20 protein-coding genes are annotated in these 18,754 nt (G+C 58.2%); 14 read left to right on the top strand and 6 right to left on the bottom strand.

The genetic code is table 11. From position 1 onward, the window contains the following. Nucleotides 1-13: 13 nt before the first annotated feature. Together ACR0BF_RS09020 and ACR0BF_RS09015 are read right to left on the bottom strand one after the other, a co-directional pair. Nucleotides 14-838 (bottom strand): ChaN family lipoprotein, encoded by an 825-nt coding sequence (locus ACR0BF_RS09020; RefSeq protein ID WP_480624718.1) that lies wholly within the window; start codon nt 836-838, stop codon nt 14-16. After that, nucleotides 835-1,713, bottom strand: coding sequence for an RNA polymerase factor sigma-32 (locus ACR0BF_RS09015; protein ID WP_480624717.1), 879 nt, complete (start codon nt 1,711-1,713; stop codon nt 835-837). The genes ACR0BF_RS09020 and ACR0BF_RS09015 overlap by 4 nt, the downstream gene beginning before the upstream one ends. A 100-nt stretch (nt 1,714-1,813) precedes the next feature. Here ACR0BF_RS09015 and cobU point away from each other — a divergent pair, with 100 nt between their 5' ends. The 4 genes from cobU to ACR0BF_RS08995 are packed head-to-tail and all read left to right on the top strand — an operon-like array spanning nt 1,814 to nt 5,414. Then, entirely contained in the window at nt 1,814-2,335 is a 522-nt protein-coding gene (gene cobU, locus ACR0BF_RS09010) for a bifunctional adenosylcobinamide kinase/adenosylcobinamide-phosphate guanylyltransferase (RefSeq protein ID WP_480624716.1), read from the top strand. Continuing rightward, on the top strand, nt 2,332-2,910 hold the full coding sequence (locus tag ACR0BF_RS09005) for a histidine phosphatase family protein (protein WP_480475170.1): 579 nt from the start codon (nt 2,332-2,334) through the stop codon (nt 2,908-2,910). The genes cobU and ACR0BF_RS09005 overlap by 4 nt, the downstream gene beginning before the upstream one ends. Before the next feature lie 58 nt (nt 2,911-2,968). Continuing rightward, nucleotides 2,969-3,853 carry a glutathione S-transferase gene (locus tag ACR0BF_RS09000; protein WP_480624715.1) on the top strand — a complete coding sequence of 295 codons (885 nt, stop codon included), beginning with the start codon at nt 2,969-2,971 and terminating at the stop codon, nt 3,851-3,853. Nucleotides 3,854-3,899: 46 nt separating this feature from the next. Next, nucleotides 3,900-5,414, top strand: a complete 1,515-nt coding sequence (locus ACR0BF_RS08995; RefSeq protein WP_480494275.1) for a YifB family Mg chelatase-like AAA ATPase — start codon at nt 3,900-3,902, stop codon at nt 5,412-5,414. On the opposite strand, the gene gshB is transcribed toward ACR0BF_RS08995, so the two are convergent. The 3 genes from gshB to rsmI all read right to left on the bottom strand — a co-directional run bounded on the left by gshB (nt 5,411) and on the right by rsmI (nt 7,635). Further along, nucleotides 5,411-6,343: a glutathione synthase gene (gshB, locus tag ACR0BF_RS08990; RefSeq protein ID WP_480624714.1), complete on the bottom strand. Its 933-nt coding sequence runs from the start codon at nt 6,341-6,343 to the stop codon at nt 5,411-5,413. The genes ACR0BF_RS08995 and gshB overlap by 4 nt on opposite strands. A gap of 61 nt (nt 6,344-6,404) precedes the next feature. Further along, a complete protein-coding gene (locus tag ACR0BF_RS08985; RefSeq protein ID WP_480494278.1) occupies nt 6,405-6,776 on the bottom strand; it encodes a YraN family protein in 372 nt (123 codons plus the stop codon). 1 nt (nt 6,777) lies between these two features. Beyond that, nucleotides 6,778-7,635, bottom strand: a complete 858-nt coding sequence (gene rsmI, locus ACR0BF_RS08980) for a 16S rRNA (cytidine(1402)-2'-O)-methyltransferase (RefSeq protein ID WP_480624713.1) — start codon at nt 7,633-7,635, stop codon at nt 6,778-6,780. A gap of 88 nt (nt 7,636-7,723) precedes the next feature. Between rsmI and ACR0BF_RS08975 the strand changes: the two genes are divergently transcribed. The 3 genes from ACR0BF_RS08975 to murJ are packed head-to-tail and all read left to right on the top strand — an operon-like array spanning nt 7,724 to nt 13,213. Beyond that, the gene (locus tag ACR0BF_RS08975; protein WP_480475158.1) at nt 7,724-8,896 is read left to right on the top strand and encodes a penicillin-binding protein activator; all 1,173 of its coding nucleotides are present in this window, start codon (nt 7,724-7,726) and stop codon (nt 8,894-8,896) included. After that, nucleotides 8,856-11,675 (top strand): [protein-PII] uridylyltransferase, encoded by a 2,820-nt coding sequence (locus tag ACR0BF_RS08970; protein WP_480622904.1) that lies wholly within the window; start codon nt 8,856-8,858, stop codon nt 11,673-11,675. Before ACR0BF_RS08975 ends, ACR0BF_RS08970 begins: the two co-directional genes overlap by 41 nt. Further along, a complete protein-coding gene (gene murJ / locus ACR0BF_RS08965; protein WP_480624712.1) occupies nt 11,672-13,213 on the top strand; it encodes a murein biosynthesis integral membrane protein MurJ in 1,542 nt (513 codons plus the stop codon). Before ACR0BF_RS08970 ends, murJ begins: the two co-directional genes overlap by 4 nt. On the opposite strand, the gene ACR0BF_RS08960 is transcribed toward murJ, so the two are convergent. Further along, nucleotides 13,214-13,900, bottom strand: coding sequence for a rhomboid family intramembrane serine protease (locus ACR0BF_RS08960; RefSeq protein WP_480604774.1), 687 nt, complete (start codon nt 13,898-13,900; stop codon nt 13,214-13,216). Nucleotides 13,901-13,986: 86 nt separating this feature from the next. Between ACR0BF_RS08960 and trpS the strand changes: the two genes are divergently transcribed. The 7 genes from trpS (at nt 13,987) to ACR0BF_RS08925 (ending at nt 18,696) form a co-directional block, all read left to right on the top strand. Next, on the top strand, nt 13,987-15,015 hold the full coding sequence (trpS, locus tag ACR0BF_RS08955; protein WP_480518485.1) for a tryptophan--tRNA ligase: 1,029 nt from the start codon (nt 13,987-13,989) through the stop codon (nt 15,013-15,015). A 59-nt stretch (nt 15,016-15,074) separates the two neighbouring features. Continuing rightward, nucleotides 15,075-15,938, top strand: a complete 864-nt coding sequence (locus tag ACR0BF_RS08950; protein ID WP_480624711.1) for a branched-chain amino acid aminotransferase — start codon at nt 15,075-15,077, stop codon at nt 15,936-15,938. A 76-nt stretch (nt 15,939-16,014) separates the two neighbouring features. Continuing rightward, on the top strand, nt 16,015-16,470 hold the full coding sequence (locus ACR0BF_RS08945) for a universal stress protein (RefSeq protein ID WP_267366250.1): 456 nt from the start codon (nt 16,015-16,017) through the stop codon (nt 16,468-16,470). A gap of 9 nt (nt 16,471-16,479) precedes the next feature. Beyond that, nucleotides 16,480-17,073, top strand: coding sequence for a DsbA family protein (locus ACR0BF_RS08940; protein ID WP_480624710.1), 594 nt, complete (start codon nt 16,480-16,482; stop codon nt 17,071-17,073). Between the two features lie 69 nt (nt 17,074-17,142). After that, a complete protein-coding gene (locus ACR0BF_RS08935; RefSeq protein WP_480475144.1) occupies nt 17,143-17,706 on the top strand; it encodes a NifU family protein in 564 nt (187 codons plus the stop codon). Then, nucleotides 17,696-18,286, top strand: a complete 591-nt coding sequence (gene tsaB / locus ACR0BF_RS08930) for a tRNA (adenosine(37)-N6)-threonylcarbamoyltransferase complex dimerization subunit type 1 TsaB (RefSeq protein ID WP_480624709.1) — start codon at nt 17,696-17,698, stop codon at nt 18,284-18,286. The genes ACR0BF_RS08935 and tsaB overlap by 11 nt, the downstream gene beginning before the upstream one ends. Next, nucleotides 18,283-18,696: a GNAT family N-acetyltransferase gene (locus tag ACR0BF_RS08925; RefSeq protein ID WP_480518479.1), complete on the top strand. Its 414-nt coding sequence runs from the start codon at nt 18,283-18,285 to the stop codon at nt 18,694-18,696. The genes tsaB and ACR0BF_RS08925 overlap by 4 nt, the downstream gene beginning before the upstream one ends. Nucleotides 18,697-18,754 lie beyond the last annotated feature (58 nt).

The raw sequence follows: 18,754 nt of genomic DNA, 5'->3' as shown, positions 1-18,754 counted from the left end.
GTTGTTCCAGCGATTAATTCTGAACCTGAAACGCCACACAGGGGTCTTCACGCTCAACTGTGGGGCTATCGATTACGAGATCAAAGTCGCCTTCGATGATATCGTCCTCAGACTGTCCGACCGAGACCACCTTCCATCCGGGTTGAAGCCGTTCAAGATATGTCGGGATACCTCGGTCTTTGCGCGCATGTCCGTTCCCAGTGATCACGGCAACCGGGCCGCCCGTTTCTTCCATCGCGCGTATCACGGCGCGAGCCAGCACAGCATCGCGCAGTCGCTGGATCGCAACCATCTGGGGTAACATCTCTGGCGGGAGAGCATCGCAATGCGCGGCCAGTTGATCCGCCTCGCGCGCCTCCTGCTCCTCAGGCGTCAGCGGTACAGTCAAACCATAACGCGCCGCATCTGCACCCAACGCGGTGGCTGCTCCGCGTTCCATCGCGGCCCGCGCGGCAGCACGCGGCACCATGGCCCCGTAAACCGGCGCGCCTGAGGCCTTGAACACCGGATAATACAGCCTAAGAGGTGGCCAACCGCTTTCTGCCCATTGCAGAATGCGGCTCAACTCTTCAGGGTTGGACACCGCTTTTTGCGCCAGCCGTTGCGCGCCTTCTTCGGTAACCATCTCCCAGACAACAGCCGAGGGTGAGATTTTCATAATCGCTTCAGCTTGAATAAGGTGGTGGCGGGGATTGTCGTGAACCTCTCCCAGAATGACCACATCCGCATCCCGCATCGCGAGAGCCACATCATCAGAAATAAGATTTTCCGCCAGTCCAGGTCGCGCTGCTGTAACCGTAAGGCCCAGAACACAGGCAAGAATCGCAAGCTGTTTCATGCGATGAAGTGTTGCACCTCGCTCGACTGGGCTTCAAGGTTCTTGCGCATTTTTGCGAACGCCGCTGCCTCAAGCTGTCGCACGCGTTCCTTGGACAGACCCAACTCGACGCCGAGACTTTCCAGTGTCCGCGCAGGCTCGCGCAGTTTGCGTTCGCGCACAATGAACCGCTCGCGGTCATTCAGTGCGTTCATCGCGATCAGCAACCACTGGCGCAATTGTTTGGTATCGTGGGTGTGTTCAACTGCTTCGGCGGCCTGTTCACGTTCATCCTCCAGCGCATCGATCCATTCACGCCCGTCTTCGTCGGCGGATTGCACCGCGTTCAGAGAAAAATCTGACCCTGACAGCCGACCTTCCATCAGTTCAACGTCGCGCAGAGGAACCCCGATTTCCGTGGCAATCATCTGATGCAGCTGGTGGCGATCCAATTCAAGACCTTCGGTTGCGGCATCGCGTTCAAGGCGGGCCTGAACCCGACGCATGTTGAAAAACAGCGATTTCTGCGCCGAGGTGGACCCCGTTCGCACCATGGACCAGTTCCGCATCACATAGTCCTGAATGCTCGCCTTGATCCACCACACCGCATAAGTCGAGAACCGCACGCCGCGATCAGGGTCGAACTTGTCTGCGGCCTTCATCAATCCCAGACCGGCCTCTTGGATAAGGTCATTCATCGGCGCGCCATAGCGTTTGAACTTGGCCGCCATCGAAATTGCCAGCCGCATATACGCTGTGATCAGGCGGTGCAGTGCCTGTTCGTCACGCTGGTCACGCCAGGCATAGGCCAGCTTCAGTTCCGTTTCCGCATCCAGCAACTCGGCCTTCATCGCTTGCCGGGACATCGAAAAATCTGTCGCGTTGTCCAGTGCCATAAACCTCTCCCCTGTTTTGCAGGCGTTGGCCGGGCTTGCCATGCCGACCTATGATCGATACGCAAAACAGCACTAATTGGATCATCTTTAGGTAAGTACTGTGACGTCAGATTTAACCTTAATTCTGGGTGGAGCTGCTTCGGGCAAGTCGGCATTTGCCGAGAACCTCGTTGTTTCCACTGGGAAAAATCGAGTTTACCTAGCGACATCACAAGTGTTTGATGACGAGATGCGGCAGAAGGTTGATCGCCATCTGGTACAGCGGGGCGGCGGTTGGACCACGATTGAAGAGCCTCTTGATCTGAGGCCGGTGCTGTCCAGCCTATCCTCGGATCAGGTGTGTCTGGTAGATTGCGCCACTCTATGGGTCAGCAATCATTTGCTGGCCGAAACCGATCTGGGGGCAGTCCAAACTGACCTGCTAAAGGCCCTGCGCGCATGTACAGCGCAGGTAGTGATCGTGTCGAACGAGGTCGGGCACGGCATTGTTCCCGATAACCCGCTTGCCCGTCGCTTTCGCGAAGCGCAGGGTCGGCTGAACATCGCACTTGCGGCACAGGCTGATCTGGTGGTGCAAGTGACCGCCGGGTTGCCGTTGGTCCTGAAAGGGCAGCTGCCGTGACGCGACTGCATCTTGTTCGCCATGGGCCTACGCATGCAAAGACGATGGTTGGCTGGTCCGATCTGCCTGCTGATCTGAGCGATACAGCAGCGCTGAAGCGCCTGCACGATCATTTGCCACCCGATGCATTTGTGATTTCGTCCGACCTGTCGCGTGCAATTGACACTGCTTCGGCCATTCAGGGCCAGCGTCACCGTCTGCCACATCACCCGAACCTGCGGGAAATCCATTTCGGTCAGTGGGAGCTTCGCGGGTTTGCCGATATTGAAGCCGAAGACCCCGAGCTGGCTTTTGCCTATTGGGACAACCCCGGTGATGTCCGCCCACCGCAAGGTGAAAGCTGGAATGAGGTCCGCGACCGGGTCGATTCCGCGATCGACGCGCTTATGTCCGCGCATACGGGCCGCGATCTGGTGATCGTCGCGCATTTCGGCGTAATCCTAACGCAAGTACAACGCGCCCTTGGTCTGGACGGGCAGCGGACCTTTGCGCATCGGATCGACAACCTTTCCGTTACGGATATTGCTGTCAACGGCGGGGTGTGGACTGTCGGATCGATCAATCACCTTCCGTGAACAGGTCCAACACAAATCACTGATTTACCGGTCCGCAAAGCTGAGGCATCGTCCGCGCATGACTTATGACCTTTATATCGGCGATCGCCTCTTCTCCAGCTGGTCAATGCGCGGCTGGTTGATGCTTGAGAAATTCAACCTGCCCCATCGCAGCCACATGATCGGCCTCTATTCCGGCACCATGGCGCAAGACATGGAACCGCTGGCCCCTGCCCGCCTTGTCCCTGCCCTGCGCATGCCGGATGGAACGGTTGTGGGGGAAAGCCTGGCGATGGCCGAAACCCTGGCCGAACGCCACCCCGATGCCGGGTTGTGGCCTTCGGATGCCGCAGCCAGGGCAACAGCCCGCTGGCTATGCGCCGAAATGGTAGCCGGTTTCAGCGCCCTGCGTGGAGAATGCGCCATGCAGCTGCGCAACGTGTGGCAAGGCTTTACGCCGTCTGAGGCGACTTTGTCAGACCTGGAGAGGATTGAAACACTCTGGGCACATGCGCGGAGCGTGTCAGGGGCAGACCAAGGCCCGTTATTTGGTGCCTATTCACTGGCAGACGTCTTCTACACACCCGTTGCTGCGCGGATTATAGGATATGGGCTGCCGGTGTCAGAGGCGAACCGGGCTTATTGCATGGAATTGCTCTCTGATCCCATAGTCAGACAGTGGCGCGCCATGGGATTGACCGTTGTGTACGACACCTTCCCATACGCGCAGGATTTACCGTCCAGCCCCTGGCCGGTCGGGGGTGTATCTGCTGCGAAGCCGGTTTCAGGTGGTCCGTCAATCAACGCCGCCTGCCCGTATTCCGGCAAGCCTGTCACCGATTTCCTGGAGCTAGACGGACAATGTTGGGGGTTCTGCAACCCATTCTGCCGGAACAAAACCGTGGCCGATCCCGAAGCATGGCCCAAATTCGCGGCCATGCGCGCAGCCGTTAACGACTCTTAAACCAGAACCGTGGCAGCAACGTCCTGTTAACCAAAACAGGACTGCCATGGTCGCCCGCGCCCACACCGTTGCTTTTCAAGGCGTTGATGCCCGCCCGGTCGAGGTGCAATGCGCAGTCTCACCCGGACTGCCAGCCTTTTCCATCGTGGGCCTGCCCGACAAAGCCGTGTCCGAGGCGCGTGACCGCGTCCGCAGCGCGCTGAACGCGATGGCCATTGCGCTGCCGTCCAAGCGGATCACCATCAACCTGTCCCCCGCCGACCTTCCTAAAGAAGGCAGCCATTTCGACCTGCCCATCGCGGTCGCGCTTTTGTCCGCGCTCGACATCATCCCTGCCGATGCCGCGGAAAGCACCGTTGCATTGGGGGAGTTGTCACTCGACGGTTCTCTGGTGCCCGTTGTTGGTGCTTTGCCCGCCGCGATGACGGCCGCGTCAGAAGACCGCACATTGCTTTGTCCGCGCGCCTCCAGCGCCGAGGCGGCCTGGGTCGATGCCACTCAGGTGATCGGTGCCGGATCGCTTGGAGAGGTCGTGCGCCATTTCTCAGGCCAATCCCCTTTGCCAGCGGCACAACCCGGCGAAGTGAACCTGACACCGTCCAACCGCGACCTGCGCGATGTGAAAGGGCAGGAGCGCGCCAAACGCGCCCTGGAAATCGCCGCCGCCGGACGTCACCATCTGATCATGATCGGCACGCCGGGATCGGGCAAATCCATGCTGGCGGCGCGGCTTCCCGGAATTCTACCGCCGCTTACAGCCGTGGAAGCCCTGGAAACGTCGATGATCCAATCGCTATGCGGGTTGCTGGATGAAGGCGGAATAAACCGCACACGCCCGTTCCGCGAACCGCACCACACGGCCTCGATGGCGGCCATAGTTGGTGGTGGGAAAGGGGCCAAACCGGGCGAAATCTCATTGGCCCACAATGGTGTGTTGTTCATGGATGAATTCCCTGAGTTTCCACGGCCGGTTCTGGAAACCCTGCGCCAACCCATTGAAACCGGCGAAGTCATGGTGGCGCGCGCGAACGCCCATGTGAAGTACCCTTGTCGTTTCATGCTGGTGGCCGCCGCCAACCCTTGCAAATGCGGCTATCTGACCGACCCGTCCCGTGCCTGTTCGCGGGCACCGGGATGTGGCGAAGATTACCTGAACCGAATCTCGGGCCCTTTGATGGACAGGTTCGATCTTCGGATCGAAGTTCCGCCCGTGGGCTTTATTGACCTTGATCTGCCCCCTTCGGGCGACAGTTCGTCGACGGTTGCAGCACGTGTCGAAAGGGCGCGTGCCATACAGGCAGACCGGTTCCGTGACACGCCGGAGTTACGACAAAACGCTGACGCAGAAGGCAAAATACTGGAAGAGATCGCCACGCCCGATGCCGAAGGAAAAGAACTGCTGTTGAAAGCTGCGGATCGGTTCGGCCTGTCAGCTCGGGCCTTCCATAGAATCCTGAGGGTGGCGCGCACCATCGCCGATCTGGACGGCGCGACCGATATCCGCCGCCCACACGTGGCCGAGGCACTGAGTTTTCGCATCTCTGCCCGGGTTATGGCCTAAAGCCTGGCCTCGATGGCCTGCCAGATCTTTTCCGCAATATTTACGCCATCAAACCGTTCCAGCTCTTGAATGCCAGTCGGTGAAGTCACGTTAATCTCGGTCAGATAGTCGCCAATAACGTCAATTCCGACAAAGACCTGACCCTTTTCCTTCAGCAGAGGCCCAATCGCCGCGCAGATCTCAAGATCGCGTTCGGACAAGCCGATCTTTTCCGGACGTCCGCCAACATGCATGTTCGACCGCGTTTCGCCTTCGGCTGGTACACGGTTAATCGCGCCGACCGCTTCGCCATCCACCAGGATCACCCGTTTGTCGCCATTGCTGACATCCGGCAGGAATTTCTGCACGATCAAAGGTTCGCGCGAGAATCCGGTGAACAGCTCATGCAAGGAAGTCAAGTTGCGGTCATTGGCATCAAGCCGGAACACACCCGCGCCGCCGTTCCCGTAAAGCGGTTTGAGGATGATATCGCCGTGCTTTTCCTTGAACGCCTTGATCGTCTGCAAGTCGCGCGCAATCGTTGTTGGCGGGGTCAGGTCGGGGAAATCCAGCACCAGCAGCTTTTCCGGGTAATTGCGCACCCAGAACGGATCGTTGACGACCAGCGTCTGACCCTTGAGACGATCCAGCAAATGCGTGGACGTGATGTAATGCATGTCAAAAGGCGGGTCCTGACGCAGCCAGACGACATCGAAATCGGCAAGATCCACCTCACGTTCGGGACCCAGAACCGCAGGATCTCCGGCAACCCTTTGCACGGTCATGTCGTGACCTCGCGCGGTGATGCGACCTTGCTGATAGGCCAAGTGATCCGGACCGTAGAAAAACAAAGAATGCCCGCGCGCCTGCGCCTCTTCCGCCAGACGGAACGAACTGTCGGCGTTGATATCCGCGGCCCCGATCGGATCCATTTGAAAGGCGATTTTCATGGCATGTCCCTCAGTTTCCCGCCAGATACATGGACCAGCACGCCTGTAGGTTCAATGGGGCTTAGCCAAAACCAAAGGCGTTTTCGATGATGTGAACCGCGCCAGAGCCATCCACAAGTGCCGCGTCAAAGCGCACGTTTGTCAGTTGCCCGGTCGGCTCGTTTTCCAAGAACTGCGCGGCAGAGGCATAGATTCGTTCGATCTGCCTGCGGCTGATCCGGGCAGCGGCCTTTTCAAAGCTGGTGCTTTTCTTAACTTCGATGAACACAAGCCCGTCGCCGTCGCGTGCAATCAGGTCGATCTCTCCGCCAGCGCCCCGCCAGCGGCGATGCGCTATGGCAAAACCCCGACGTTCGTAATCTGCGGCGACCTGTGACTCTGCGGCCTGTCCAGCGTGGTATGAGATCGAACCCTGTCGTTCACGCCGCCCCATGTCATCCCTTGCCCAATTTCAGAGCTTTCTGGTAAATCGGTCGGCGCGGCAGGTCGTACATTTCCGATACAAGATCCGCTGCATCCCGAACCGAGTGATTTTCCAAAGCTCGTTTCAAAGCTTCTTCTAGGTCGGATTCGTTAACACTTTGCGAATGACTGCGGTCCACCAACAGGACGATTTCGCCTTTGACGGTCTTGTCCCGATACTCCGCTGCCAGTTCGGACAGGCTGCCGCGACGGACCTCTTCAAACTTTTTCGTTAGCTCTCGACAAAGCGCAGCCTGCCGTTCAGGTCCCAGGCATTCAGCCAGGTCCGACAGACAGGCGGAAACGCGTTTCGGAGATTCGTAGAACACCAATGTGCCGGGGATGTCCTTCAACGCCTCGATGCGGGTGCGGCGTGCTTTGGATGCGTTAGGAAGGAAGCCTGCAAAAAAGAAGGCGTCAGTGGGAAGCCCCGCCAACGTCAGGGCCGTTACAACAGCAGACGCGCCGGGGGCACAGGTAACGGTATACCCGGCTTCTGCGGCCTGCTTGCCCAGATCATAGCCCGGATCGGCAATAAGCGGCATTCCCGCTTCGGACGCGTAGGCCACCGATTGCCCTTGCGCCAGCGCCTCCATAATCTTGCCGCGTGCGCCTGCGCCGCTGTGGTCGTGATAGGCCTGGATACGCCGGCCTTCCAGCGGGATGCCATGTATTTCCATCAAGCGACGTAAACTGCGGGTGTCTTCTGCCGCAATTACATCGGCTGAGGCCAAAACATCCAAGGCTCTGAGCGTAATGTCGCGTGCTGTTCCAATCGGAGTGCCAACAAAATACAGGCCCGCAGCCAACTTGATCTTTTGGAAATTCAAAGCTGGACCCTCACAGCGTGACGTTTATTATCGCGGCTCAACAGAACAGAAGCATTCGCAGCCGTCGGATCAGGGAGTTTTCATTTAGATGTTTACCGTTTGCAAGCCCGTAAGCAAGCTGGCGAAAGTCGCCGCTGCCCTGACGACCGCAGCGTTTCTTGCTGCCTGTGAACCGGGTGGTCTTGGCGGAGGCCCCTCGATCAATACCTCAAAGCCGGTTCCTGTCGCCTTGCTGGTTCCCAGAGGATCTGCGCAATCTGGTGATGCGGCGCTGGCGCAAAGCCTTGAGAATGCCGCGCGGCTTGCGATGTCGGATTTGCCGAATGTCCAGATCGACTTACGCGTTTATGACACAGCCGGAAACCCGAACACGGCGACAGCCGTTGCACAGCAGGCTGTTGCGGACGGGGCAAAAATCATCATTGGTCCGGTATATGCCCAGGCAGCAAATGCTGCCGGGTTGGCGGTGCTGAGCAAGAACGTCAACGTTCTTTCGTTTTCAAACAACGCCAGCATTGCAGGCGGCAACGTCTTTGTATTGGGCCCGACCTTTGACAATACGGCCAACCGGCTGGTGAATTATGCGGGCAGTCAGGGCAAGGTCAACACGGTGGTCGTGCACAGCAACGACGCCGCAGGACAACTGGGCCAGTCCGCAATCGCCAATGCCATAGCGAACAGCCGGGTCAACAATGCAGGGACCGTCGCATACGACCGGTCGCAACAGGGCGTCATCAATGCGGTTCCCACGATCAAGGCCACTGTTGATTCGACAGGCGCGGATTCGATCTTCCTGACGGCGACCACGGCGGGGGCATTGCCGCTGTTCTCGCAATTGCTGCCAGAGGCCGGTGTTTCTCCGGCAACCACGCAATACATTGGCCTGACACGTTGGGATATCCCTCCTCAAACTCTGGAGCTTCCGGGGGTTCAAGGGGGGTGGTTTGCATTACCTGACCCGTCCAAGGCACAAGCCTACCGTCAGCGTTACAACGCAACTTACGGCGAAGCACCGCACCCAATCAGCGGTCTGGCCTATGACGGTATCGCCGCAATTGGTGCCTTGGTCAGCCAGGGCAAATCAGACGCCCTGACCGCTTCGGCCCTGACACAGAACGCCGGTTTCCAGGGCGTTGGCGGCATCTTCCGCCTGCGCCCGGACGGCACCAACGAACGCGGTCTGGCAGTTGCCACGATCCAGAACAAACAGGTGGTTGTGATTGACCCTGCCCCACAAAGCTTCTCTGGCGCCGGTTTCTGATCTGACTGGCGCGATCAACGTGCCCGAAAGCGCGTTGATCTGCCCTGCCGGGGACATCTTCGACAGCACTGCCGTCAATGATGCACTGGCTCAGGCCTTTGAGGCCTGCCCGGACAACACCAAAATGCGGTCCGAGACGGTGCGCATTCTGCGCGAGGCTCAAAAGTCTGGCCGCGCGGTCATTGCAGAGGCATTTGGCGAACGTCCTTTCGACGCGCGGGCACTCACGCGCTCATACACTTACCTGACGGATCAACTGGTTGGGACGGCGATGCTGGTCTCAAGCACAGGCCTGCATCCGCTTGCAACGCCCACCCAAGGTGAAAAGATCGCCGTTCTGGCTGTTGGCGGTTATGGGCGCGGGGAAATGGCGCCGTTTTCCGACGTCGATCTGCTGTTTCTCACCCCCTACAAGATCACCGCATGGGCCGAGAGCGTTATCGAGTCGATGCTTTATATCCTTTGGGATTTGCGGCTGAAGGTCGGGCATTCCTCACGCACGATCAAGGATTGTCTGCGGCTAGGCGCCGAGGATTTCACGATCCGCACAGCGATGTTGGAGCAACGCTATCTGGCCGGTGACAAGGCGCTGGCGGACGGGTTGGACCGAAGGCTGAAAGACGAACTGTTCAAGGGAACTGAACGCGAGTTCATCGAAGCAAAGTTGCACGAACGTGATGAACGCCACCACAAACAAGGCGAGCGTTACATGGTCGAACCCAACGTGAAGGAAGGCAAAGGCGGCCTACGCGATTTGCAATCCCTCTACTGGATCGCGAAATATGTCTATGGCGTTCAGGACGTGGCCGAACTGGTGCCTTTGGGCTTGTTCACACCCGAAGAGTTCAAGACCTTTGTTCAGGCCGAAGAATTCCTTTGGGCTGTGCGTTCGCACCTGCATCTTGTCACCGGTCGTGCGACCGAGCAGCTTACCTTTGACATGCAGGTCGAGGTTGCCGCGCGCATGGGGTACGAGGACCGCGCCGGGCGTCGTGCGGTCGAAGTGTTCATGCAGCGGTATTTCCGCGAAGCCACCCGCGTGGGTGAGTTGACGCGCATCTTCCTGACCAAACTCGAATCGCTGCACATGAAAGGTGCGCCGTTGCTGGAACGCATTTTCCGCAGGCGTCGACGGGTCAAGGCAGGGTACAAGGTGGTTCACGGCCGTCTGGATCTGGTGGAACCTGAAAAATTTCTATCCGACAAAGTGAACCTGCTGCGCCTGTTCGAAGAAGGTTTGCGGACAGGTATGCTGATCCATCCCGATGCCATGCGGCTGGTGAGCGCGAACCTGCATCTGATCGATGACGAGATGCGCGGCGACAAGGAAGCCCAGCGCATTTTCCTGGATCTGATGTTGAAACACGGCAACCCGGAACGTGCATTGCGACGTATGAACGAACTGGGCGTGCTGTCCGCTTTCCTACCCGAGTTCGAGCACATCGTGGCGATGATGCAGTTCAATATGTATCACAGCTATACGGTGGACGAGCATACGATCCAATGCATCGTCAATCTTGCCCAGATCGAACGCGGAGAGCTGGTCGAATCCCTGCCTCTGGCGTCATCGATTCTGAAAGGCGGGGTGAACCGAAAGGTGCTGTACGTCGCGCTTCTTCTGCATGACATTGCGAAAGGTCGCCCCGAAGATCACTCGATCCTTGGGGCACAGATCGCGCGCAAGGTGGCGCCTCGGCTCGGCCTGAACAAATCGGATTCCGAAACCGTTGAATGGCTGGTGCGTTATCACTTGCTGATGTCCGACATGGCGCAAAAACGCGATATCTCCGACCCTCGGACGGTGCGCGATTTTGCCAAAGCCGTTCAGACAACCAAACGGCTGGATTTGCTGACGGTTCTGACGGTTTGTGACATTCGCGGTGTTGGCCCGACCACCTGGAACAACTGGAAGGCCACCTTGCTGCGCGCCCTGCATGCTGAAACAAAGCGTGCACTGGAAACCGGTATGGAAGATCTGAACCGGGCGAACCGGGGGGCCGAGGCCAAAACAGCGCTACGCCGCGCCTTGGACAACTGGTCCAAGGCTGACCTCAAGGTCGAGACCGGGCGCCACTACGCCCCGTATTGGCAGGGCCTGAACCTTGCGACGCATATCGAGTTTGCCGAGATGCTGTACGCGCTGGAACAAAGCGGCGATCCCGGCGCGATGGAAATTCGCCTGCAACCTGATGAAGACCGTGATGCGACGCGGGCCTGTTTCGCCATGGGAGATCACCCCGGTATTTTTGCCCGCATCGCCGGGGCACTGGCTCTGGTCGGCGCGAATGTCGTGGATGCACGTAGCTATACCACCAAAGACGGCTACGTGACGGACGCGTTCTGGATTCAGGACGCCGAAGGGCACCCGTTCGAGGCATCGCGCCTTCCACGCCTGACGCAGATGATTCACAAGACCCTGCGCGGCGAAGTCGTCGCCAAGGAAGCACTGAAGTCGCGTGACAAGATCAAGAAACGCGAACGCGCTTTCAACGTGCCAACTCATATCACGTTCGACAATGAGGGCTCTGAAATCTACACAATCATCGAGGTGGACACACGCGACCGCCCAGGCCTGCTGTTTGATCTGACCCGGACCCTGGCCGCGGCGAACGTGTATATCGCCAATGCCGTGATCGCGACCTATGGCGAACAGGTGGTCGATACGTTCTACGTCAAGGATATGTTTGGCTTGAAGTATTACTCGGAAAGCAAGCAGCGCGGGCTTGAGGCCAAGCTGCGCACGGCAATCACCGAAGGCGCCGAGCGTGCGGCCTCATGAAGCAAATACGGTTGTTCTCTGGCCTGTTCACGGTCGGCTTCTGGACGCTCGCCAGCCGAATTCTGGGGTTTCTACGGGAAATACTGCTGACGGCCTATATCGGACCGGGCCCAGTGATGGATGCCTTTGTTGCTGCCTTTCGCCTGCCCAACATGTTCCGCCGCTTTTTCGCCGAGGGGGCATTTAACGCGGCCTTTGTGCCGATGTTCTCCAAACGACTGGAAGCCGACGAAGACCCTCAGGGTTTTGCGCAGGACGCGTTCAATCTTCTGGCCGTGGCTGTTCTGGCGCTGGTCGGGCTGGCCATGGTTTTCATGCCCGGTCTGGTGTGGCTGACCGCCGAAGGGTTTTACGGCGATGAACGGTTCGATCTGGCGGTGGATTATGGATATGTTGTGTTTCCATACATCCTGTTCATGTCTCTGGCTGCCTTGTTTTCTGGTGTTCTGAATGCAACCGGGCGGTTTGCGGCAGCGGCAGCTGCACCTGTTCTGCTGAACATTTTCGCCTGCACCGCCCTGATCGCCGGAGCCATGTCCGGCGGCGAAGTGATCCGGTGGTTGATCCCGGTCATTCCGGTGGCCGGTGTCGCGCAACTGGCGCTGGTCTGGGTTGCTACCGAACGCGCCGACATCCGCATCCGCCCCAGCATGCCGCGCCTGACGCCTGAAATGCGACGGATGGTACGTATCGCAGTCCCGGCCGCGCTGGCGATGGGGGTCACGCAGGTCAATTTGGTTGTCGGGCAATTGGTTGCATCGAAAACCGCAAATGCCGTCAGCTGGCTTTTTGCCGCAGACAGGCTCTACCAGTTGCCTTTGGGTGTGGTAGGCATTGCTGTCGGCATAGTCTTGTTGCCGGACCTGTCCCGCCGCTTGCGCGCGGATGACAAAGAGGGCGCACGCAATGCCTTTTCCCGGGCCGGTGAGTTCACACTGCTGCTGACGCTGCCTTCGACTGTCGCCCTCGTGGTTATGCCAACCCCCCTCGTATCCGTGCTGTTCGAACGCGGCCAGTTCGGCCCCGAGGATACGGCCGCCACGGCCCTTGCGGTTGCCATCTACGGGGTAGGGCTTCCGGCTTTCATGTTGCAAAAATTGCTGCAACCGCTGTTTTTTGCGCGCGAGGATACACGTTCCCCGTTTCACTACGCGGTTGTTGCGATGATCGTGAACGCAGCTCTGGCGTTTGGTCTGTTTCCACTGGTGGGCTGGATCGCACCGGCAATTGCTGCATCGACTGCCGGGTGGGCGATGGTTGTGCTACTGGCCTTGGGCTCACGACGTATGGGTGAAGAGGCACGCTTCGATGACCGGTTCAAAAAGTGCGCGAGCAGGATTGTGGCCGCTTCGCTTGGGATGGGCGCGATCTTATACGCCGCGCTCTACCTGTTCGGGTGGGCGTTGGAAGTTCCCGGCTGGCGTTATCTGGCACTGCTGATCCTGATCATGGTCGCTGCCGTCTCATATTTCCTTCTGGGTCATATCTTCGGCGCCTTCAAACTGTCGGAGTTCAAACACACTCTGCGCCGGTCCTGATCAATCCCGGCGAATGCGTCCGACGATCCGGGACCACGCGCCCGGTGCAACAAGAAAAGACAAGCCAAAACCGGTGGCAAACCCACCCAGATCGGCAACCCATTCCCAGTTGCCACCAAAGATCAGGCCGAAAAGAAACTGTATGCCCATAAGGACTGCAATCAATTGAAATGCCCGTGCTTGGTTTGCACCTACAAGTGACAGTTTGCGCCACAACAGCCACGTGAATGCGCCGATCAGGCCATACACCGGCGGGAACCCTCCAATCAGCGGATAGCGTGGGTCCAGTAACACAGCGTAGGCAAGCGCGCCGCCAATGCCTGATACGATAAAAATCAGCAGCATCGAGAAACCGCCGAACACTTCGCCAACCATTTTGCCCATCGCCAGCACGAAAACACAGACGAAAATCGCCTGCGTGAAATTTGCGGACACGAAGGGGTAGGTCACGAAGCGGATGACATGTTCGAATGGCCAGCGCCCGTTCAGTACCATCCAGTCGAAAATATCCGCCGAGAACGCATAATGCTGGATCGCATCCAGCCGCCAGCCCACCGCTGCTGGTCCTCCAACCAGCCCGCGTGATCCCAGCGTGAAGGCAATTTCTATCCCGATGATGAACAGAACCAGCGCCACCACGGCAGGTGGCAGGGGGTTCACAGGCGGTGTGTAATGTTCACTGCTCATTGGGCTGGCCTTTCGCGGCTGTTGACGTCCCTTTGCCTCATGGGTAAGCGACGGGGGCTGATTTTTCCAGACAGGAGTTCCCTTTGATGACTGAGTCCCAATTCACGCCGCGCGTGTTTTCTGGTGCGCAGCCTTCGGGCAATCTACACCTCGGCAACTATCTCGGGGCGCTTCGGAACTGGGTGAGAATGCAGAGCGAGGAGTTTGAGACTATCTATTGCATGGTCGATCTGCACGCGATCACCGTCTGGCAAGACCCAACCGAGTTGCAGCATGCAACGCGGGAGCTTTGTGCCGGTTACATCGCTTCCGGTCTAAACCCGGAAAAATCAATCTTGTTCAACCAAAGTCAGGTGCCGGAACACGCGCAACTGGCCTGGATATTCAACTGTGTCGCGCGCATGGGATGGATGCAGCGCATGACCCAGTGGAAGGACAAGGCTGGCAAAAACCAGCAGAACGCTTCGCTTGGCCTGTTTGCCTACCCTGCTCTGATGGCAGCCGATATTCTGATCTATCACGCAACCCATGTGCCAGTTGGCGAAGACCAGAAACAGCATCTGGAGTTGACCCGCGACATCGCCATAAAATTCAACAACGATTTTGGCGTCGATTTCTTTCCCATCACCGAACCGGTGATCGAAGGGTCAGCGACAAGGGTCATGAGCTTGCGGGATGGGTCCAAGAAGATGTCAAAGTCCGATCCCTCGGACATGAGTCGGATCAACCTGACCGACGATGCAGATGCGATCGCAAAGAAAATCCGCAAGGCCAAGACCGACCCTGACGCTTTGCCGTCGGATGTCGAAGGTCTGGAGGGCCGCCCCGAAGCGCGTAATCTGGTCAATATCTACGCAGCACTCAGCGAACAAAGCATCGAGCAGGTTCTGGCCGAAGTTGGCGGCAAGCAGTTCGGTGATTTCAAACCGATGCTGGCTGATCTGGCGGTCGCCAAGCTGGCCCCAATCTCGACTGAGATGTCGCGCCTTATGGGAGAACAGGCCGAGATTGACCGGATTCTGGCTCACGGGGCCGAACGCGCCCGCCAGATCGCTGCTCCGATCCTGCAAAAGACCTATGAAATCGTCGGTATGGTCGGATCGGCATCACGCTGAATGCACTGGACCTTCGCCTGACGCCCACCTAGGGTCTGCCTGAACCACAGGAGGGCGTCATGGCAACCGGCAAAAACATCCGGACCTACTTTCAGGGCCAGTGGCATGACGGGGATACTCCTATCATGCGCGCAGCGGATCATGGGGCCTGGCTTGGATCATCCGTATTCGATGGTGCCCGCTATTTCGACGGGTTGGCCCCTGATCTGCACGCCCATTGCGCCCGGGTGAACCGGTCCGCTGAAGCCCTGATGCTGACACCAACCATGACAGCCGAACAGATGGTCGAATTGGTGCATGAAGGGTTGCAAGCCTACAGCCCTGACACAGCTGTTTATATCCGCCCGATGTATTGGGGCATTGATGGCGACAGCACGGCAATCGTTCCGCAGGAAAACAGCACAGGGTTTGCCATCTGTCTGGAAGAAATCCCGATGGCACCGGAAACGGCTTCAGCCACGCTGTCGACCACGCGGTTCCGTCGCCCGGTACTGGAATCAGCAGTGGTCAACGCCAAGGCCGGGTGCCTTTACCCCAACAATGCGCGCATGTTGCAAGAGGCGCGCTCCAAAGGGTTCTCGAACGCACTGGTCGCTGACGCGATGGGCAATGTGGCCGAAACGGCAACAGCCAACATCTTCATGGTCAAGGATGGCGAGGTCTTTACCCCGATCCCCAACGGCACATTTTTGGCAGGGATCACGCGGGCGCGACATATCAAGAATCTGCGCGAGGATGGTGTTACAGTTCATGAAACGGTCTTGGCTTTCGAGGATTTTCACCAGGCGGACGAGGTTTTCATGTCCGGCAATATGAGCAAGATCACACCGGTGACTGCGCTGGAAGACACACAGTTTCAGGTTGGTCCAATTGCCCGCCGTGCCCGCGCACTTTACTGGGACTGGGCTGCAAGCGAACGCTAGTAATCGACATGAACGTGTCCGAGTTGCCAGCACGCAAACGCTCGGGCATGATCTCTTAAAATTGAAGAGGACACCCATGCGTAAGTTCTTAGTTGTTCTGGATGACAGCCGTGAATGCCTGAACGCAATGCGGTTCGCCGCGATGCGTGCGGCGCATACAGGTGGCGGCGTGACGATCTTGTCGGTTATTCCGCCGGACGAGTTCAATCACTGGATCGGTGTTGCCGAAACCATGCGCGAAGAAGCCCGGGAACGTATCCATGCCCATTTCGAAGTCTTCGCCAAATGGATGCGCGACAAACAGAATGTAGAACCTGAACTGGCCATTCGCGAAGGCGATCCGGTGCCGCAGATCATCGAACACGTTCAGTCTGACCCTGAGATCGGCGTTCTCGTTCTTGGGGCGGGAACTGACAAGAAAGGCCCCGGCCCGCTAGTGACCCAGCTCACAAAGAACTCTGGCAGCCTGCCGATCCCGATCACGATTGTTCCCGGTGATCTGAGCAAGGAAAAGCTGGAAGAAATCACCTGAGGATCGAACGTGGCGAAGACGTTGCAGTTCTGGTTCGACTTCGCCTCGACCTATTCCTATCTCAGCGCGATGCGAATCGAACAGGCCGCACGGGGCACAGGTGTCTCGGTCGACTGGCAACCTTTTCTATTGGGGCCGATTTTCGCGGATCAGGGATGGCGCACATCGCCGTTCAACCTGTATCCGGCCAAAGGGCGCTATATGTGGCGTGACATGGAACGTCTTTGCAGCGCACGCGGGCTGCCGTTAGTTCGGCCTGACCCGTTCCCGCAAAACTCCCTCACCGCAGCGCGCCTGACTTTGGCCCTTGCGCATGGTGAGGAACGGGTTGCCTTCGCAAAGGCTGTCTTCAGCGCTGAATTCGGGGACGGACGGGACATCTCCGACGAAGACGTGCTTGAGGATTGCCTGAAGATGGCAGATCTGCCTGCGGCAGTGATGAATCGCCGAAAAGATGCGAGCATCAAAGCTGCGCTGTTCGAGCAATCCGCGCGCGCAAAAGCACTTGGCCTGTTCGGCGCACCGAGTTTTGTGGCGGGGGCAGAGCTGTTTTGGGGAGATGACCGGCTGGATGAGGCGATTCGTTACTCGCTCACGATTTAGAATCGTTCCAAATATTGACTTCTCCGACCCCTGAGCGCATATCAGAAACACCTCAGACGGAGCTGCCTCATGTTCATCCAGACCGAATCCACCCCAAACCCGGCCACATTGAAATTTCTGCCCGGCCAAACGGTGCTTGAGGCTGGAACCGCGGATTTCCCGACAGCCGAGGCTGGTGATAAGTCCCCACTGGCCAAACGAATCTTTGCGGTAAACGGTGTGACCGGTGTGTTTTTTGGAAACGACTTTGTCACTGTGACCAAATCCGACGAAGTTCAGTGGGATCACATCAAACCTGCAATTCTTGGCGCAGTGATGGAGCATTATCAATCCGGCCAACCCGTCATGGGTGCCGACGCGGCAGCGGCCTCGGGTCATGCCGAACATACCGGAGAAGATGCGGAAATCGTCAATCAGATCAAAGATCTGCTGGACAGCCGCGTGCGCCCGGCCGTGGCACAGGATGGTGGCGACATTACCTTTCATGGCTTTGATCGCGGCGTGGTCTATCTGCACATGCAAGGTGCCTGCGCGGGGTGCCCGTCATCGACCCTGACACTGAAGATGGGTATCGAAAATCTGCTGCGCCACTACATCCCTGAAGTGACCGAGGTTCGACCAGTTGCCGTCTGACCCGACGATCCTGGCATTTGATACATCGGCCGCGCATTGCGCGGCCGCTTTGTTGCGTGGCGGTGTGATCGCAGTATCCCGTGTCGAAGACATGGCACGCGGCCAGGCCGAACGGTTGATGCCCTTGTTGCAAGAATTACTGACCGAAGCCGGTTGCGTATGGGCCGATCTGGACGCCATCGGTGTTGGGATTGGGCCCGGCAATTTCACGGGTATACGCATCTCGGTCTCTGCCGCCCGGGGCCTTGCCTTGGGCCTTGGCGTCCCCGCGGTGGGTGTTTCTGGATTCGATGCTCTGATTGAACTGGCAGAAGAGAGCCAACGTCCAGCCATCCCTGCGCCGCGCGAACAGGTGTATGTACAACTTCCCGGAACCGGCCCTTGCCTGTTGCCTTTGGGCGAGGCCGAACAGCATGGGCCTTTGTATGTCTGCCCCGACCCCGCATTGCAGGTACAAGCCGTTGCCAGACTTGCCGCAGGACGATGGCACAGCGTCAGTGCGCCTCCAGCCCCGCTATATGTCAGACCTGCGGACGCGGCCCCGTCCCGAGATGTGCCGCCTGTGTTGCTGGACCAATGACGCCTTACGAGATGGCAGCGACACATGCAGCGGCGTTCACCCAGTCACGCCCATGGACTGCCGATGAGTTCGCCAGCCTTTTGGAGAACCGGTTCACTGATTACGTCGGGGATGACCGTTGCTTTGTCCTGTTTCAGGTGATCGCGGGTGAGGCAGAGTTGCTGACGATTGCGACTCACCCCGCGTTTCAAAGACAAGGGCTCGGGTCACAGGCGATGCACGACTGGCACGACCGGGCAGTCACTTTGCAGGCAAACCGCGCTTTTCTGGACGTCGCTGCCGACAATGTTGCAGCAATCGCTTTGTACTGGCGATGCGGGTATCGCCAGTGCGGTCAGCGCAAGGGTTATTATTCCAGAAAAACAGGCCCAAATATCGATGCTCTCGTGATGGAACGCCGACTGCCCTAACGGCAACCAAAGATTTTTTAGACCATTTGGTCAGAAATCAATTGACCATCACGGTTGC

The organism is Ruegeria sp. AG7 (genome assembly GCF_056541545.1).
The sequence above is the reverse complement of the archived record's forward strand: the minus strand, read 5'-3'. Positions and strand labels throughout refer to the sequence as shown.

Excerpts from the sequence above, each read along its gene's own strand:
- ACR0BF_RS09020 (WP_480624718.1), bottom strand. The coding sequence starts at position 838 with ATGAAACAGCTTGCGATTCTTGCCTGTGTTCTGGGCCTTACGGTTACA.
- ACR0BF_RS09015 (WP_480624717.1), bottom strand. The coding sequence starts at position 1,713 with ATGGCACTGGACAACGCGACAGATTTTTCGATGTCCCGGCAAGCGATG.
- ACR0BF_RS09000 (WP_480624715.1), top strand. The coding sequence starts at position 2,969 with ATGACTTATGACCTTTATATCGGCGATCGCCTCTTCTCCAGCTGGTCA.
- ACR0BF_RS08995 (WP_480494275.1), top strand. The coding sequence starts at position 3,900 with ATGGTCGCCCGCGCCCACACCGTTGCTTTTCAAGGCGTTGATGCCCGC.
- gshB (WP_480624714.1), bottom strand. The coding sequence starts at position 6,343 with ATGAAAATCGCCTTTCAAATGGATCCGATCGGGGCCGCGGATATCAAC.
- ACR0BF_RS08985 (WP_480494278.1), bottom strand. The coding sequence starts at position 6,776 with ATGGGGCGGCGTGAACGACAGGGTTCGATCTCATACCACGCTGGACAG.
- ACR0BF_RS08975 (WP_480475158.1), top strand. The coding sequence starts at position 7,724 with ATGTTTACCGTTTGCAAGCCCGTAAGCAAGCTGGCGAAAGTCGCCGCT.
- murJ (WP_480624712.1), top strand. The coding sequence starts at position 11,672 with ATGAAGCAAATACGGTTGTTCTCTGGCCTGTTCACGGTCGGCTTCTGG.
- ACR0BF_RS08960 (WP_480604774.1), bottom strand. The coding sequence starts at position 13,900 with ATGAGCAGTGAACATTACACACCGCCTGTGAACCCCCTGCCACCTGCC.
- trpS (WP_480518485.1), top strand. The coding sequence starts at position 13,987 with ATGACTGAGTCCCAATTCACGCCGCGCGTGTTTTCTGGTGCGCAGCCT.
- ACR0BF_RS08950 (WP_480624711.1), top strand. The coding sequence starts at position 15,075 with ATGGCAACCGGCAAAAACATCCGGACCTACTTTCAGGGCCAGTGGCAT.
- ACR0BF_RS08945 (WP_267366250.1), top strand. The coding sequence starts at position 16,015 with ATGCGTAAGTTCTTAGTTGTTCTGGATGACAGCCGTGAATGCCTGAAC.
- ACR0BF_RS08935 (WP_480475144.1), top strand. The coding sequence starts at position 17,143 with ATGTTCATCCAGACCGAATCCACCCCAAACCCGGCCACATTGAAATTT.
- ACR0BF_RS08925 (WP_480518479.1), top strand. The coding sequence starts at position 18,283 with ATGACGCCTTACGAGATGGCAGCGACACATGCAGCGGCGTTCACCCAG.